Origin of the sequence: Nocardia sp. NPDC049149, assembly GCF_043197455.1 — a bacterium.
Classification (GTDB): Bacteria; Actinomycetota; Actinomycetes; order Mycobacteriales; family Mycobacteriaceae; genus Nocardia.
The window spans coordinates 66093-80584 of record NZ_JBICTD010000009.1 but is presented as its reverse complement, the minus strand read 5'-3'; the positions used below and the strand labels follow the sequence as shown (position 1 = coordinate 80584).

Below are 14492 nucleotides of genomic sequence, written 5' to 3'. Positions count from 1 at the left end.
GTCGTGCACAGGGCAGACGGAATCGGAGATCCGTTGCTGGACAGGTGATCACGGGGAACTGGTGCAGGTCGGCTCTCGGGCGATGCCAGCACCAGTTCCCCACGATCGGTCGACCAAATGACTTACCAGCGTTCGATACGTCGTTATCGTCGGCCGGGGTCGTACTCGTACGCGTTCGGTGGCAGACCGGGTCGGGTCGGGAACTGGGTGATCCGCACGTCAGTCGCGATGCCGATCTGGCCGAGAACGAGGGGCATCATGCAGTCCCGGGACGGACGGGCCGCGCCTGCGAATCCCGTGACCGACTTGGGGTAGGCCCCGAACACCGGACTGCCACCGGCCAGATTCAGCCCGAAGCAGTCGACTTCCAGGATGTACGCACCGTCACCGTCGCAATGCGCTGTTGCGCTGGTCAGTCCACGATCGAGTGCGCAGCCTTGCGGCTCGGCCGCTGCCGAACCGGACGCTAACGTGATTGTCGCGGCGGCGCTCGCCACCAAGACCGACGTACCGACGAAACTTCGAGCCAAACTCATAAACCAGGTCCTCCGCATCTGAGTCGAACGAAATGGTGAGCCGATCCAAGCAAGGCTTCCGCAAACCCCTAGTTGTCGAAAGACCTCAGAGTTCGGGGCCGGTGGTGAACTGTACGTGGCCCGGTCCGTTCGGCCCGGCCTCAGGCGCGCGTCGGTTCCCGTCGAAGCGCGATGGTGGCGCACGCGGTGGCCAGCAGCCAGATGACCGGTCCCACAGTGCCACCGATGAGATCGACATGGCCGGGCGCTACGAGGAGAACGAGGAAGGCCAGATCGACCACGCCGAGCACGGCGACGTTCAGCCAGTAGCCGGCATGGCTGTTCACCCGGTTCATGGTCACCGCGACGAAGATGGCTTGCGCCCCGAGCGTGCTCACGCAGAGGAAGTACAGCAGGCTTTCCGCCGCCAGTTCGGTGGCGGGCGCGCCGTCGGTGAGGTCACCGATCACCATGGAAACGCCGAGCCCCATGTGCAGCAGGCCCCAAAGCACGTACAACACAGCAGTACTCGTCGACCATCGACGACTATCTGTCATCTTGACTCCACCCCGTATGAATTATGTTGGCCTGTCGAGATTTCCGGCCTGCGCCTGGACCCTATGGCCTTCCGGATGCGCGCCGCATCAGGGTGATCACCGATCTTTCGGCTGCCGTCCTACGGCCGTCGTAGCACCGGCGATCGTTCCTGCGCTGTATCCGAATTCCATGCTCGGCGGTCTTATTGGTGCAGGGTTTCGTTACGCAGTGTTTCGGATCACTGCGTTCGAGGCCAACGACGTTCTCGAAGAATGATGCCGGTCTCCTCAAAGGTGCGGAGACCGGCATTCGTTCGTGCGCTCGGTGCGAAATGCTGTGCACCGGAGCAGAGTTCACAGCGGGATGTTCTTGTGATGGCTCGGGCGGGTGGGCGCTGCGGCCAGTGCGGCCGCGAGGGTGGAGCGGGTCTTGGCCGGGTCGATCACCTTGTCGACAACGCCGATCGACACTGCCCGGTCCACGCCGCCTGCGATGGCCTCGTGTTCGGCGGTCAACCGTTCCAGTGTCGCCTCGCGTTCGGTGTCGGGAACGGCGGCGAGTGCCTTCTTGTGCAGAATCCCCACGGCCGCTTTGGCGCCCATGACCGCGACTTCGGCGCCGGGCCAGGCATAGACCGCGGTGGCGCCGAGAGCGCGAGCGTTCATGGCGATGTAGGCGCCGCCGTAGATCTTGCGGGTGACCAGGGTGACGCGCGGGACGCGCGCTTCGGCGAAGGCGTGCAACAGTTTTGCGCCGCGACGCACCACGCCGTCCCACTCCTGGGCGACGCCGGGAAGGTAGCCGGGCACGTCGGCGACGACGATCAGCGGTATGCCGAAGCCGTCGCACAGTCGCACGAAACGTGCCGCCTTTTCCGCGCTCGCGGAGTCCAGGCAACCACCGAGGCGCAGCGGGTTGTTCGCGACCACGCCGACGGTGCGCCCACCGAGGCGACCGAGGCCGGTGACCATGCTGCGGGCGTAGCCCCCTTGCAGCTCCTCGAACGAACTCTCGCCTTCGACGTTGTCGAGGAGTTCGTGGATGATCGGGTGCACGTCGTAGGCGCGCTTGGCCGAAGCGGGCAGCATGGCCTGCAGGTCCACATCGCCGTGTGCGGCTGCGGCCAAGTCGAATTCGCCCTGTTCTGCGCACATCGACACCAGTCTGCGGGCCCGCCGCACCGCGTCGGCCTCGTCGGCGGCGACGATGTGGCTGACGCCGGACTTCGTGCCGTGAGTGCGCGGACCGCCGAGCGTCGCCATGTCGACGTGCTCGCCGGTCACGCTGCGGACGACGTCGGGTCCGGTGACGAAGATCCGCCCTTCCGGGGCCATGATGACGATGTCGGTGAGCGCAGGTCCGTATGCGGCGCCGCCCGCGGCGAAACCGACCACCACGGAGATCTGCGGGACCAGGCCGGAGGCGCGCACCATGGCCTCGAAGACGAGGCCGACGGCGTGCAGCGCTTCGACGCCCTCGGCCAGGCGCGCGCCGCCGGAGTGCCAGATGCCGACCACGGGCAGTCGGGCATCGATGGCGGCATCGATCGCGGCGACGATGTGCGCGCACCCTTCGACGCCCATCGCGCCGCCCATCACCGTGGCATCGGAGCAATACGCGATCGTGCGCACGCCGTCGACGCGGCCGACGGCGGCCTGCACCCCGGACTTGTCGCGGGAGTGCAGCAAGCGCATGGTGTCGGGGTCGAAGAAGCTGCCGAGTCTGCCGAGCGGGTCGCGGGGGTCGGTGCGCGAAATCTCGGGTACCGCACCCACCGGCGACCCGGTGATCACGCCGCGCACGCGCCGAACGAGACGTGACGTTCGACGAGGGCAGCGACCTGATCCCAGCGCTGTTCCAGGTAGAAGTGCCCGCCGCCGAACGAATGCAAGGCGAACGCGCCGCTGGTGTGCCCGCGCCATTTCTCGATGTCCTTGCCGGACACCCGCGGATCCTGGGTGCCGCGCATGGCGACCGTCGGGCAGCTCACCACGGCTTCGGGCTCCGCGAGATACGTTTCGACCGCACGGTAATCGTTGCGCACCGCCGGAATGATCATGCGCAGCAGGTCGTCCTCGGCGAGCAGCCGATCGTCGGTGCCTGCGAGCCTGCGGATCTCGGTGAGCACATCGTCGTCGGTGGCCAGCGGAATCTGGTAGTCCGCGCGCAGCGACGGCGCGCGCCGACCGGAGACGAACAGCCGGATCGGGCTGTGCCCCAGTCGTTCCCAGCGCCGTGCCACCTCGAACGCCACGGTGGCGCCCATGCTGTGGCCGAAGAACATGGTCGGCACGCCGTCCGGCGGCAGCGCAAGCGCCACCTGCTCGGCCAGCTCGCGGATGTCATCGATGAACGGCTCGCGCATGCGGTCCTGCCGTCCCGGGTACTGCACCGCGCGCACCTCGATCGGCAGCGAAAGTGCCCGGGCCAGCGGCCGGTAGTAGACGGCCGAGCCGCCCGCGTGCGGGAAGCAGATCAGCCGCAGTGTCGCGGTGGGGGCGGGATGGAATGCGCGAATCCATCGCGCTTGGTGTTCGGTGTCCACCGATATAGCGCTGTTCATGGACTTTCCTCTCGGTCCGCTGCTGCAGGCTGTCGGTCTTAGTGAGACGCGCCACACTCGGCTGGATACATGTCCGATATCGGTTTCGGCGCCGTGGCCCCGGTGGCATGTTGTCCGGAACGGCGGATATGCCGCAGAACAACCGATTTCGTTGCTGGACTGGTAGCGGTTGCCCGCGTCACACCGACGTCGTGAATGACATCCAACGCATCCGAGCGCAGGAGAACCGCCTCATCTACGGCATGGAGAAGCAAGGTGGGTCGCCGAATCCGACACCATCGGCACATGCGACACCCTGCTGGAGGTCGTGCGGCGGGTCGGCGGAACAGTCGGAAAGGATTGAGGGACATGCACATTGCCGTCGTGGCTCGGGGGAGCCTTGGCAGGGGGGCACGGCGGCAGTCAGCCGTAGCGGTCGTCGACGCACTCCGCGTCGGCGGTCACCGTACCCGGCCGCGGTTACCCCGGCTGCGGACCGCGGAGGCGCCATGATCGTGCTGGATCTGGCCACCGAGCTGGAAGCCGCCGCGCATGCCGCGACAACGACCCTCACGTCCGGGCTGATCGAGGCGCTGCGCCGATTCCCGAACAGCACCGTGTCCGACGACGACAGCACGCTGAGTTTCGCGGCCGTCTACGAGGCGGCGCTGCGCCGAAGCGCCGTGCTGCGGGGCAGATTCGCCGTCGGTGACCCGGTGGTGTTGCGCTCGCGCAACACGATCGGCTTTCTGATCGACCTGCTCGGGTACCTGCTGGCCGGCCTGCGGCCGATCCTCACCGTCGGCACCGGCGTGAGTTCCGCGCAACTACGCCATATGCGTGAACGTGCCACGCCCGATTGCGATTTCGATTGGTCGGCGGTGGCGCTGTACCTGGCGTCCGCAGGCAGCTCCGGTGGTCCGAAACTGACACCGCGCACGCATACCGACTATGCGCTCAACATTTGGCTTGCCGCCCGCAACGCCGAATTGACACCGTACGACTGCTATCTGGTGTCGATTCCGGCCGCGCAGAATTACGCGCTGGCCTGCCCCGGCATCCTCGGCGCGCTGCTTTCGGGGTCGCGGGTCGCCTTGACATGGGCCACCGACTACGAGGGGATCAGCGCGGCCATCGCACGCCATCGCGCGACGGTGCTTCCGGTGCTGGCGACCCAGGCGCGACCGTGGTACGCCGCTGCGGCACAAGCAGATTCGCCGGTTCGGTTGGTGCAGGTGTGCGGGCGCGGGGTGACCGCCGCGGATGTGCACGCGCTCGGCGGGTTGTTCGGCGCCACCGTGCAGCACTCGTTCGGCACGGACGCGGGGCTGCTGTGCCAGTCCGCGCCATCCGACGATCTCGCGCGCCGGGCCGCGGGGATCGGCCGCCTGCTGTCCGAACGCGACGAGTTCCGCATCGTCGATCCCGATGCGGCGGGCCACGGTTGGCTCGAGGTGCGCGGTCCGTGCACGGTCACCACCTATCTGGCCGCACCGAATGTCGACACCACCACCTTCACCAAGGACGGCTGGCTGCGCACCGGGGATCTGGCGCGGGCGGTCGACGAGCGGCATTTCGTCGTGCACGCGCCCGAATGATGCACTGCTGAGCGATAACTGAACCCTGCACAGGTGTCCCCGGTCGGCCGCGCGCGACCGGGGACGCCTGCGTCATGGCCGCGTCGGTAAACGATCATGTGAGGTTCATCCCTCCTTGCTGTATCCGGAAGCCGCCCACCCGGCTCTATATCTCGACGGCATGTCTATGGCCAGGAGGTCAGGAACGTGATGAGCGACAACGTATTCGCGCGCGGCATCGGGGAACGATGCAGCGCGGCCGTGGCGGTGATCGGGCTGGCATGTTCGCTGGCCGGCGCGGACAACCCCGAGTCCTACTGGGATGTGCTGTGCGATGTCGCCGCGGCGATCCCGCCGACGTCGCCCGACCCGTGGCAGCTGCCGCCGGTGGACAGGCACGCCCCCGATCGACCGGACGGCACCGGCGAGTTCGACGCGGCGATGTTCGGGCTCTCGGCGCACGAGCTGGCCGCGCTGGATCCCGAAACCCGCTTGGTACTCGAATTAGGTTGGGCGGCAATGGAAGACTCGGGTACACCACCCGAGGTCTTGCGCGACGCCGAGGCCGCGGTGTTCCTCGGTGGCGACCAGGCCGTCCGCCTGGCTTACCAGAGCCTGCGCTCGGGGGTGGCCCGGCTGGCGTTGGCGGACAACGTGCACCTGCATCCCGGGGTGGAGCGTGCCCTCGGGTTCGCCCGCGGCAGTGCGCGGGTGGCGGTGCTGAAGCGGCTCGCCGACGCCGTCGCCGACGGCGACACCGTCTACTACGTGCTGGTCGGCGGGGGCGCCGGGCGCGACGGCGCGCCGCCCACCGTGCCGGATGCCGCCACCCAGCGGGCACTGCTGCAAGCCGCGTACGCAGGCGCCGAGCTGGCCTCGGCCAGCTGAATTCGGCGCGGAACCGTATCCGGACGTGGCACTCGGTGCTCCTGGTATGGACGAGGTAGGTGCGGCCAGGAGGTCTGGAACGTGAAGGGCAACAACGAACTCGGGCAGCAGCCCGGCGATGCGGGCCGCGAGGCCGTTGCAGTGATCGGATTGTCGTGTCGAGTCCCCGGCGCAGGCGACCACCAGGCCTTCTGGCGGATGCTGTGCGACGGCGCCGACGCGATCACGACGATCCCCGACGACCGATGGCCCGCCGAGGTTGCCGAGCTCGCGCAGTTCCGCCGCGCCGGATTGCTGGACCGGGTCGGTGAATTCGATGCAGGCTTCTTCGGGATCTCGCCCCGCGAGGCGGCCGCGATGGATCCCCGCCAGCGCCTCGCGCTCGAATTGAGCTGGGCGGCGCTGGAAGACGCCAGGATCACCCCGGATCGCCTGCGCGGCAGCGACACCGCCGTCTACTTCGGCGCAACCAGCGACGACTACGCGGCGCTGGTCGGCAGACACGGCGAGCAAGCCGTGTCGCACCACTCGCTCACCGGGTTGTGGCGTGGTGTGATCGCGAACCGGATCTCGCATCGCTTCGGCTTTCACGGGCCGAGCGTCACTGTCGACACGGCGCAGTCCTCGTCCCTGGTTGCCGTGTACCTGGCCGCCCAGAGCCTGTTGTCCGGCGATGCCGGGGTCGCACTTGCCGGTGGCGTGCACCTGAATCTGGTGCCGGACAGCACCCTTGCCTTGGCCCGCGCGGGCGCGCTCTCCCCGGACGGGATCAGCTACACCTTCGACGCCAGGGCCAACGGCTTCGTCCGCGGCGAGGGCGCGGGTGTTGTCGTGCTCAAGCGCCTCGCCGATGCCGTGGCCGACGGCGACCCGATCTATTGCGTGCTGCTCGGCGGCGCGGTGAACCACGACGGCGCCGGGCAGGCCTTGACCGTGCCCGATGCCGAGGCACAGCAGGCGGTGCTGCGCGCGGCCTACGACCGGGCCGGAGTGGATCCCGGCCAGGTCGGCTACGTCGAATTGCACGGCACCGGAACCCGTGCTGGCGACCCGGTCGAAGCGCGTGCCCTCGGCGCGGTCTTCGGCGCGGGGCGCGCGACGACGCAGCCGCTGCTGGTCGGCTCGGTGAAAACGAACATCGGGCACCTCGACGCCGCGGCAGGCGTGGCAGGCCTCATCAAGGTGGCGCTCTCGCTGCAGCACGGCATGCTGCCTGCGAGCTTGAACTACGCCGAGCCGAATCCGGCGATTCCCATGGACGAGTGGAAACTTCGGGTCGCCACCGCGGCGACGCCGTGGGCCGATGGCCCGCGGGTGGCCGGGGTGAGCTCGTTCGGTGTCGGCGGTGCGAACTGCCATCTGGTGCTCGGCGCCGCGCCGACCCGCGAGGCGCCGGATCGCTCCGCTGTCGTCGATGTTCCAGTGCCGGTGGCGATCTCCGGCGGATCGGCGGCGGCGTTGCGCGCCCAGGCCGCCCGGTTGCGGGAATGGGTTGCCGAGCATCCCGACCTGGCGCTGGCCGACCTCGCCTACTCGTCGTTGACCACGCGCGCGGCATTGGCTCAGCGCGGTGTCGTGCTCGCGGCCGATCGCACCGAATTGCAGGCTGGGCTGACCGCTTTGGTGGCGGGCGTGCCTGCGCCGGATGTGGTCAATGGCGTCGTGCGCGCGGGTACCGGTGTGGTGTGGGTGTTTCCGGGCCAGGGCTCGCAATGGCTCGGCATGGCGCTCGGGCTCTGGGACAGCCTGCCGGTGTTCGCGGCGCGGATGGACGAATGCGCGCGGGAACTCAGCGGTTTGGTCGATTGGTCGCTGCGTGCGGTGCTCGGCGACGAGGCCGCGCTGGCGCGGGTCGACGTGGTGCAGCCGACGCTGTTCGCGGTGATGGTGTCGCTGGCCGAGGTGTGGCGGACCGCAGGGGTCGTCCCCGACGCGGTGGTCGGGCACTCCCAGGGCGAGATCGCCGCCGCCTGCGCCGCGGGCCTGATCTCGCTGGCCGACGGCATGCGGCTGTCGGTCGGCCGCAGCAAGGCCATCGCCACCGAGCTGTCGGGGCGCGGCACGATGGCGTCGCTGGCTCTGCCCGCCGCCGAGGTGGACACCACCCGGGTGTCGGTCGCCGCGATCAACGGCCCGCAGGCGGTGGTGATCTCGGGCGATGTGGACGCGGTGCACGCCGTGGTCGCCGAGACGGTCGCGCGTGACGTGCGGGCCCGGGTCATCCCGGTCGACTACGCCTCGCACTCGACGCATGTGGAAGCGATCCGCGAGGAGGTGCTTGCGGCCGCGGCCGGAATCACGGTCACCGACAGCGGGATCGCGTTCTACTCCACGGTCGCAGGCGCCCGCCTCGACCCGGCCGAGCTCGATGCCGAGTACTGGTATCGCAATCTGCGCCAGCCGGTGCGGCTCTCGGAAACCGTTGCGGCGCTTGGTGCCGCGGGGCACTCGGTGTTCGTCGAGGTGAGCCCGCACCCGGTGCTGACAGGTCCGATCCAGGACACCGTCGAGGACGCGGTGGTGCAGGGCAGTCTGCGGCGCAACGAGCCCGAGCTGCGCCGGTTGCTGACCTCGTTGGCCGAGCTGTACACGGCGGGCGTTCCGGTGGAGCTGGCGGCATTGCTGCCGGGTGGTCACCCGATCGCGTTGCCTACCTATACATTCCAGCGGACTGCCTATTGGGTGGAGGGGAACGGCACGTTCCCGATGCCGGGATTCGCCAAGGGCGGCGGGCAGCCGGTCAGCGCACTACACGATGACTCCGATGACGAGGCAGCCGTTGCGTTTTCCGAACGCGAGCTGCGGCAGCTGGTACGCGCGCAGGCGGCGGCGGTGCTCGGCCACGCCGACGCGAGCGCGATCGAAACCGCGCACACCTTCAAGGAACAGGGCTTCGACTCGGTCACGGCAGTCGAACTGCGCAACCGACTGAACGCCGCGACCGGCTTGCGAGCACCGACCTCGCTGCTGTTCGACTATCCGACACCGGACGCGCTGGTGGCCCATCTCGTCGCCGAACTCGGCGGTGCCTCCGACGACGACCTAGAATCCAGCTCGGGCGCACGGCAATCGGTCGCCGACGACCCGATCGCGATCGTCGGCATGAGCTGCAGGCTGCCCGGCGGCGTGCGCAGCCCCGACCAACTGTGGACGTTGGTCGCCGACGGCGTCGACGCCATCGCGGAATTCCCCACCGACCGCGACTGGCCCGCGCTGCCGGACACCTTCGCCCCTGTCGGTGGATTCCTCTCTGACGTAGGCGATTTCGACGCAGGCTTCTTCCGGATCAGCCCGCGTGAGGCACAGACGATGGATCCGCAGCAGCGGCTGGTGCTCGAGGTGGCCTGGGAGGCACTCGAAAACGCCGGACAGGATCCGGCCGCGCTGCGCCGCAGCCGCACCGCCGTGTACCTCGGCGCGATGCCGCAGGACTATCTGCCGCGCTTGGACGATGTACCGGAGGCATTGGGCGGGCACGCCCTCACCGGATCCGCGAACAGCGTGATCTCCGGTCGCGTCGCCTACACCTTCGGCTTCGAAGGCCCCGCGGTCACCGTCGACACGGCCTGCTCGTCGTCGCTGGTGGCGATGCACCTGGCCGCGCAGTCGCTGCGGACAGGGGAGAGCACGCTGGCGCTGGCGGGCGGTGTGACCGTGATGTCGACGCCGGGCATGTTCGTTGAATTCGCCAGGCAGGGCGGGCTGGCCGGCGACGGTCGCTGCAAGGCGTTCGCCGACACCGCCGACGGCACCGGCTGGTCCGAGGGCGTCGGTGTCGTTGTGCTGGAACGCTTGTCGGACGCGCGCCACAACGGGCACCAGGTGCTCGCGGTGCTGCGCGGGTCCGCGATCAATCAGGACGGTGAATCCAACGGCCTGACCGCGCCGAACGGTCCCGCCCAGGAGCGCGTGATCCGGGCGGCGCTGCACAACGCGGGTCTTGCGCCCGCCGACGTGGACGCGGTCGAGGCACACGGCACCGGCACCAGCCTCGGCGACCCGATCGAGGCGCAGGCGCTGCTGGCCACCTACGGCCGCGAACGCACCGAACCGCTGTGGCTCGGCTCGCTGAAGTCGAACATCGGTCACGCCCAGGCCGCCGCAGGCGTCGCCGGGGTGATCAGGACGATCATGGCGATGCGGCACGGTGTCCTGCCACGCACCTTGCACGTGGACGAACCGTCGCACCGCGTCGACTGGTCCTCGGGTGCGGTGAAACTGCTGACCGAGCAACAGGATTGGCCGTTGCGGGACCGGCCGCGCCGGGCGGCGGTCTCCTCGTTCGGGATCAGCGGCACCAACGCGCACGTCATCCTCGAGCAGGGCGATCTCGTTGCCCCCGTGGCGGATTCACCGGACGCCGACCGCGCCGATGCGGTGCTGCCGTGGGTGGTGTCGGCGCGCACGGCCAGGACCCTCGCCGAGCAGGCGGCGCGACTGCATGCCGCGCTGGCCGAGGACACCACGACCGATCCTGCCGACGTGGCGGCCGCACTGCTGCGGCGGACCCGCTTCGATCAGCGGGCCGTTGTGCTCGGCAGTGACCGCGCCGAGCTGCTGGCCGGGCTGCAGGTGCTGGCCCGCGGCGAGCGCGCGGCAGGCGTGCTCACCGGCAGCGCGCAGGCCGCGCCGGGGGTCGGCGTGCTGTTCTCCGGACAGGGCAGCCAACGCCTCGGGATGGGTGTTGAACTGGCACAGCAGTTTCCGGTCTTCGCCGCGGCCTGGCATGCGGTGTGCGCCGAGCTCGATCCGCTGCTCGAGCACCCGCTCGGTGCGGTGGTGGCGGCCGCACCGGACACCGAGCTCGCCGCGCTGCTCGACGAAACGGCGCTGACCCAGCCCGCGTTGTTCGCCTTCGAGGTGGCCGCCTACCGGCTGCTGGAATCGTTCGGGGTCGAGCCGGCCGTGCTGGTCGGCCATTCCATCGGCGAGCTGGCCGCCGCCCATGTGGCAGGGGTGTTCTCGCTGGCGGACGCCGCGCGGCTGGTCGCGGCGCGCGGCCGGTTGATGCAAGCGCTGCCGCGCGACGGCGCGATGATCGCGGTCGAGGCGACCGAGGACGAGGTGCGCGAGATCCTCGCCGACTCGGCCGATCAGGTGTCCATCGCCGCGCTCAACGGGCCGACCTCGACCGTGCTGTCCGGCGCCGAAGCGCCTGCCGTCGAGGCGGCGGCGGCCCTGGCCGCGCAGGGCCGCAAGACAACTCGGCTGCGTGTCTCGCATGCTTTCCACTCGCCGTTGATGGAGCCGATGCTCGCCGAGTTCGCGGCGGTGGCCGCGACGGTCGACTACGCACCCGCGCGAATTCCGATGGTGTCCAACGTGACCGGTCTGCTCGCCGAGCAGGGCGAGTTGCAGCAGCCGGAGTACTGGGTGCGGCACGTCCGCGCCGCGGTCCGCTTCGCCGACGGTGTTCGCGCCGCCCTCGCGGCGGGCGCACAGGTGCTCGTCGAGGCGGGTCCGGACGCGTTGCTCACCGGCATGGCCGCCGAGACACTGGCGGAGACCTCGGACGAGGTGGCGGTGGTGCCCGTGCTGCGCCGCAATCGCTCCGAAACCCGTTGTTTTGCAGAGGCGTTGGCTCGACTGCACGTGGCCGGAGTGCCCGTCGACCTGGCTGCTCAGCCCGCCGTGACGCAGGGGCCTGGGCACCACGTGCACTTGCCGACCTACGCCTTCGACCACCAGCGCTACTGGGTTCGTGCGGTGTCGGCTGCCGGTGATCTGTCCGCCTCAGGCTTGACGACGGTCACCCACCCGTTCCTCGGTGCCGCCACCGACCTGGCGGTTGGCGGGCAGCGTGTCTTCACCGGCAGGCTGACCGTCGCCGACCACCCGTGGCTCACCGATCACACGATCTTCGGGACGCCGGTGTTCCCGGGAGCCGCGTTCGTGGAACTGGCGCTTCGCGCACTCGACGACACCCTCGGCGCAGTGGCTGTCGAGGACCTGACACTGCACGCGCCGCTCACCATGACCGGTGCGGTGGTGCTACAGCTCCTCGTCGGACCGGATCAGGCCGAATCGGAAACAAACGGTGCGGCAACGGAACCCGGCGTCCGCACGATCGACGTGTACAGCCGACCCGCGGACGGCTCCACCGGTGACTGGACCAGGCACGCGACCGGAAAGCTCACGGCAAGGCCGGTGGTCGCTCCCACAGCAGCCGAGTGGCCGCCGCGGCACGCCGCACCGGTCGACCTGGCCGGGTTCTACCCCGGACTGGTCGCGCACGGCTACGAGTACGGCCCCGCCTTCCGCGGCCTGCACGCACTGTGGCGGGCCGAGGACGAGGTGTTCGGCGAGATCGAGTTGCCCGCAACGGTTCCCGCGGCCGGATTCGCCGTGCACCCCGCGCTGTTCGATGCCGCACTGCACCCCATGCTTGCACTGCTCACTGATACCGATCCGGACGAAGTGCTACTGCCGTACGCCTGGCGCGGCATCGGTGTCCACGCGAGAGCAGGCACACGGGTCCGGGTGCAGTGCGCGCGCACCGGTCCCACCGAGGTCGCGCTGTCGATCATGACGCCTGAGGGCACACCGGTGCTCACCGTCGAATCTCTCGCGCTGATGCCCGCTACCGCAGGGCAGCTACGCGGCGGAGCCGACGGGCTGTACCGAATCGATTGGCCGACAGTGCCGGTGGGCGCTGTCCCTGCGGACCGGGCACCGACGATCCTGCATGTCGACGCGGAGTCGGGCCCGGTGCCGGAGGCGGCGCGCACGGTGGCACGGCGCGTCCTCGAAGCGGTGCAGGAGCGCCTCGCCGACGCCACGGCCACGGCGCCGCTGATCATCGCGACCAGGCACGCGGTCGCGGTCAGCGCGGCGGAGTCGCCCGATCTCGTGCTTGCCCCGGTCTGGGGCCTGGTGCGATCGGTGCAGGCCGAGCATCCGGATCGTTTCGTGCTGGTCGACACCGACGGACAGCGGGCATCGCTGCAACTGCTCGCCACGCTCGACCCGGCCGGTGAAACCCAGCTGGCGATCCGCGAGGGCGTGGCGCAGGTGCCGCGCCTGGCCACCGCGTCGGCCGACGGCCGCTCGGCGCACTGGAATCCGGGCGGCACGGTGCTGCTGAGCGGCGCCACCGGCGCGCTGGGCGCGCTGTTCGCCCGGCACCTGGTCGCCGCACACGGAGTGCGAAACTTGTTGCTGCTCAGCCGCCGTGGCGGCGCGGCATCCGGCGCGGATGCGCTCGCGGCCGAGCTCGCCGAGCTCGGTGCTCAGGTCACCTGGGCGGCGTGTGATCTCTCCGATGCCGAGGCGCTGGCCGGACGGATCGCCGAAATCCCAGCGCACGCACCGCTGTCCGCGGTCGTGCACCTGGCAGGTGTGCTCGACGACGGCGGCGTGGAAACCATGCGCGCCGAACAACTGGATCGAGTGTTCGCACCGAAGATCGATGCCGCGTGGCATCTGCACGAGCTGACCAAGGATCTGCCGCTGGCCGAGTTCGTGCTGTATTCCTCGATCGTCGGCACGGTCGGCAACGGCGGCCAGGCGAACTACGGCGCCGCGAACAGCTTCCTCGACGCGCTCGCCGCACATCGCACGGCGGCGGGGCTGCCCGCCCGTTCCTTGGCCTGGGGCCCTTGGGAACTCGGCATGGCCGGCGATCTGGACGAGGTGGCCATGGCCCGGTTCCGCCGGTCCGGGATGCGGCCGCTGCCCGCGGACACGGGCACCGCGCTGTTCGACGCGGCGCTGCGGGGCGAAGCGGCGGTGCTGGTTCCGGTGCTGCTCGATCGGGCCGCACTGCGGGCGGGGGAGCGTATCCCCGCGGTGCTGCGGGCACTGGTGCCCGCGGCGACACCGCGGACCGAGCCGGACGACACGCCTGCCTTTGCTGCCGAATTGGCTGGGCTCACGCCCGCCGAGCGGCGGGAACGGCTGATCGAGCTGCTGCTCTCGATCGCGGCGACCGTGCTCGACTACCCGGATCCCGACGATCTCGACGGCGACCTGTCGTTCAAGGAGATCGGCTTCGACTCACTCAGCGGAGTGGAGTTCCGTAACCAGGTCAAGCAGGACACCGGAGTTCAGGTCCCGGCCACCGTGATCTTCAACTACCCGACCACCGCCGCGCTCGCGGATCGGTTGCAGGAGTTGCTGTTCCCCGCCGAGGAGGCGGCGGACATCGACTTCGACGAGGCGGTGTCGGAGCTGGACAACGAGATCGACGCGCTCGACCTCGACGATCTGATCAACCGAGCCTTCAGCAGCGACTGAGCCCGCTGTAAGCCGGCGAACGGCCGCGCGACCGTCACCGAAAGGGGTCGCGCGGCCTTCTGCTGTCCGGAGTAGGTGAAAAGTATTGCGCTGCAACAACCTCGGGTGTATCCGGCGCCACTGCGTTGCGCTCTTTCAAGACGTCCGGTCCGTTGGTTGCCGCAGTGTCGCAGGCCCCGGTTTCCGGACATTGGCGTG

7 protein-coding genes are annotated in these 14492 nt (G+C 69.6%); 3 read left to right on the top strand and 4 right to left on the bottom strand.

Annotation, left to right across the window (positions count from 1 at the left end; genetic code table 11):
- Window positions 1-143: 143 nt before the first annotated feature.
- The 4 genes from ACGFNJ_RS31955 to ACGFNJ_RS31940 all read right to left on the bottom strand — a co-directional run bounded on the left by ACGFNJ_RS31955 (window position 144) and on the right by ACGFNJ_RS31940 (window position 3615).
- Window positions 144-536: a hypothetical protein gene (locus ACGFNJ_RS31955; RefSeq protein ID WP_393456637.1), complete on the bottom strand. Its 393-nt coding sequence runs from the start codon at window positions 534-536 to the stop codon at window positions 144-146.
- A 140-nt stretch (window positions 537-676) separates the two neighbouring features.
- Window positions 677-1072 (bottom strand): hypothetical protein, encoded by a 396-nt coding sequence (locus tag ACGFNJ_RS31950; RefSeq protein WP_393456635.1) that lies wholly within the window; start codon window positions 1070-1072, stop codon window positions 677-679.
- Window positions 1073-1405: 333 nt separating this feature from the next.
- On the bottom strand, window positions 1406-2827 hold the full coding sequence (locus tag ACGFNJ_RS31945) for an acyl-CoA carboxylase subunit beta (protein ID WP_393457442.1): 1422 nt from the start codon (window positions 2825-2827) through the stop codon (window positions 1406-1408).
- A 14-nt stretch (window positions 2828-2841) separates the two neighbouring features.
- Complete coding sequence (locus ACGFNJ_RS31940; protein WP_393456632.1) at window positions 2842-3615, bottom strand: thioesterase II family protein; 774 nt, start codon at window positions 3613-3615, stop codon at window positions 2842-2844.
- Window positions 3616-4103: 488 nt separating this feature from the next.
- Between ACGFNJ_RS31940 and ACGFNJ_RS31935 the strand changes: the two genes are divergently transcribed.
- The 3 genes from ACGFNJ_RS31935 (at window position 4104) to ACGFNJ_RS31925 (ending at window position 14294) form a co-directional block, all read left to right on the top strand.
- Window positions 4104-5192, top strand: coding sequence for an AMP-binding protein (locus ACGFNJ_RS31935; RefSeq protein ID WP_393456629.1), 1089 nt, complete (start codon window positions 4104-4106; stop codon window positions 5190-5192).
- 189 nt (window positions 5193-5381) lie between these two features.
- Window positions 5382-6059 (top strand): beta-ketoacyl synthase N-terminal-like domain-containing protein, encoded by a 678-nt coding sequence (locus ACGFNJ_RS31930; protein WP_393456627.1) that lies wholly within the window; start codon window positions 5382-5384, stop codon window positions 6057-6059.
- A gap of 81 nt (window positions 6060-6140) precedes the next feature.
- Window positions 6141-14294, top strand: a complete 8154-nt coding sequence (locus tag ACGFNJ_RS31925) for a type I polyketide synthase (RefSeq protein WP_393456624.1) — start codon at window positions 6141-6143, stop codon at window positions 14292-14294.
- Window positions 14295-14492: the final 198 nt, after the last annotated feature.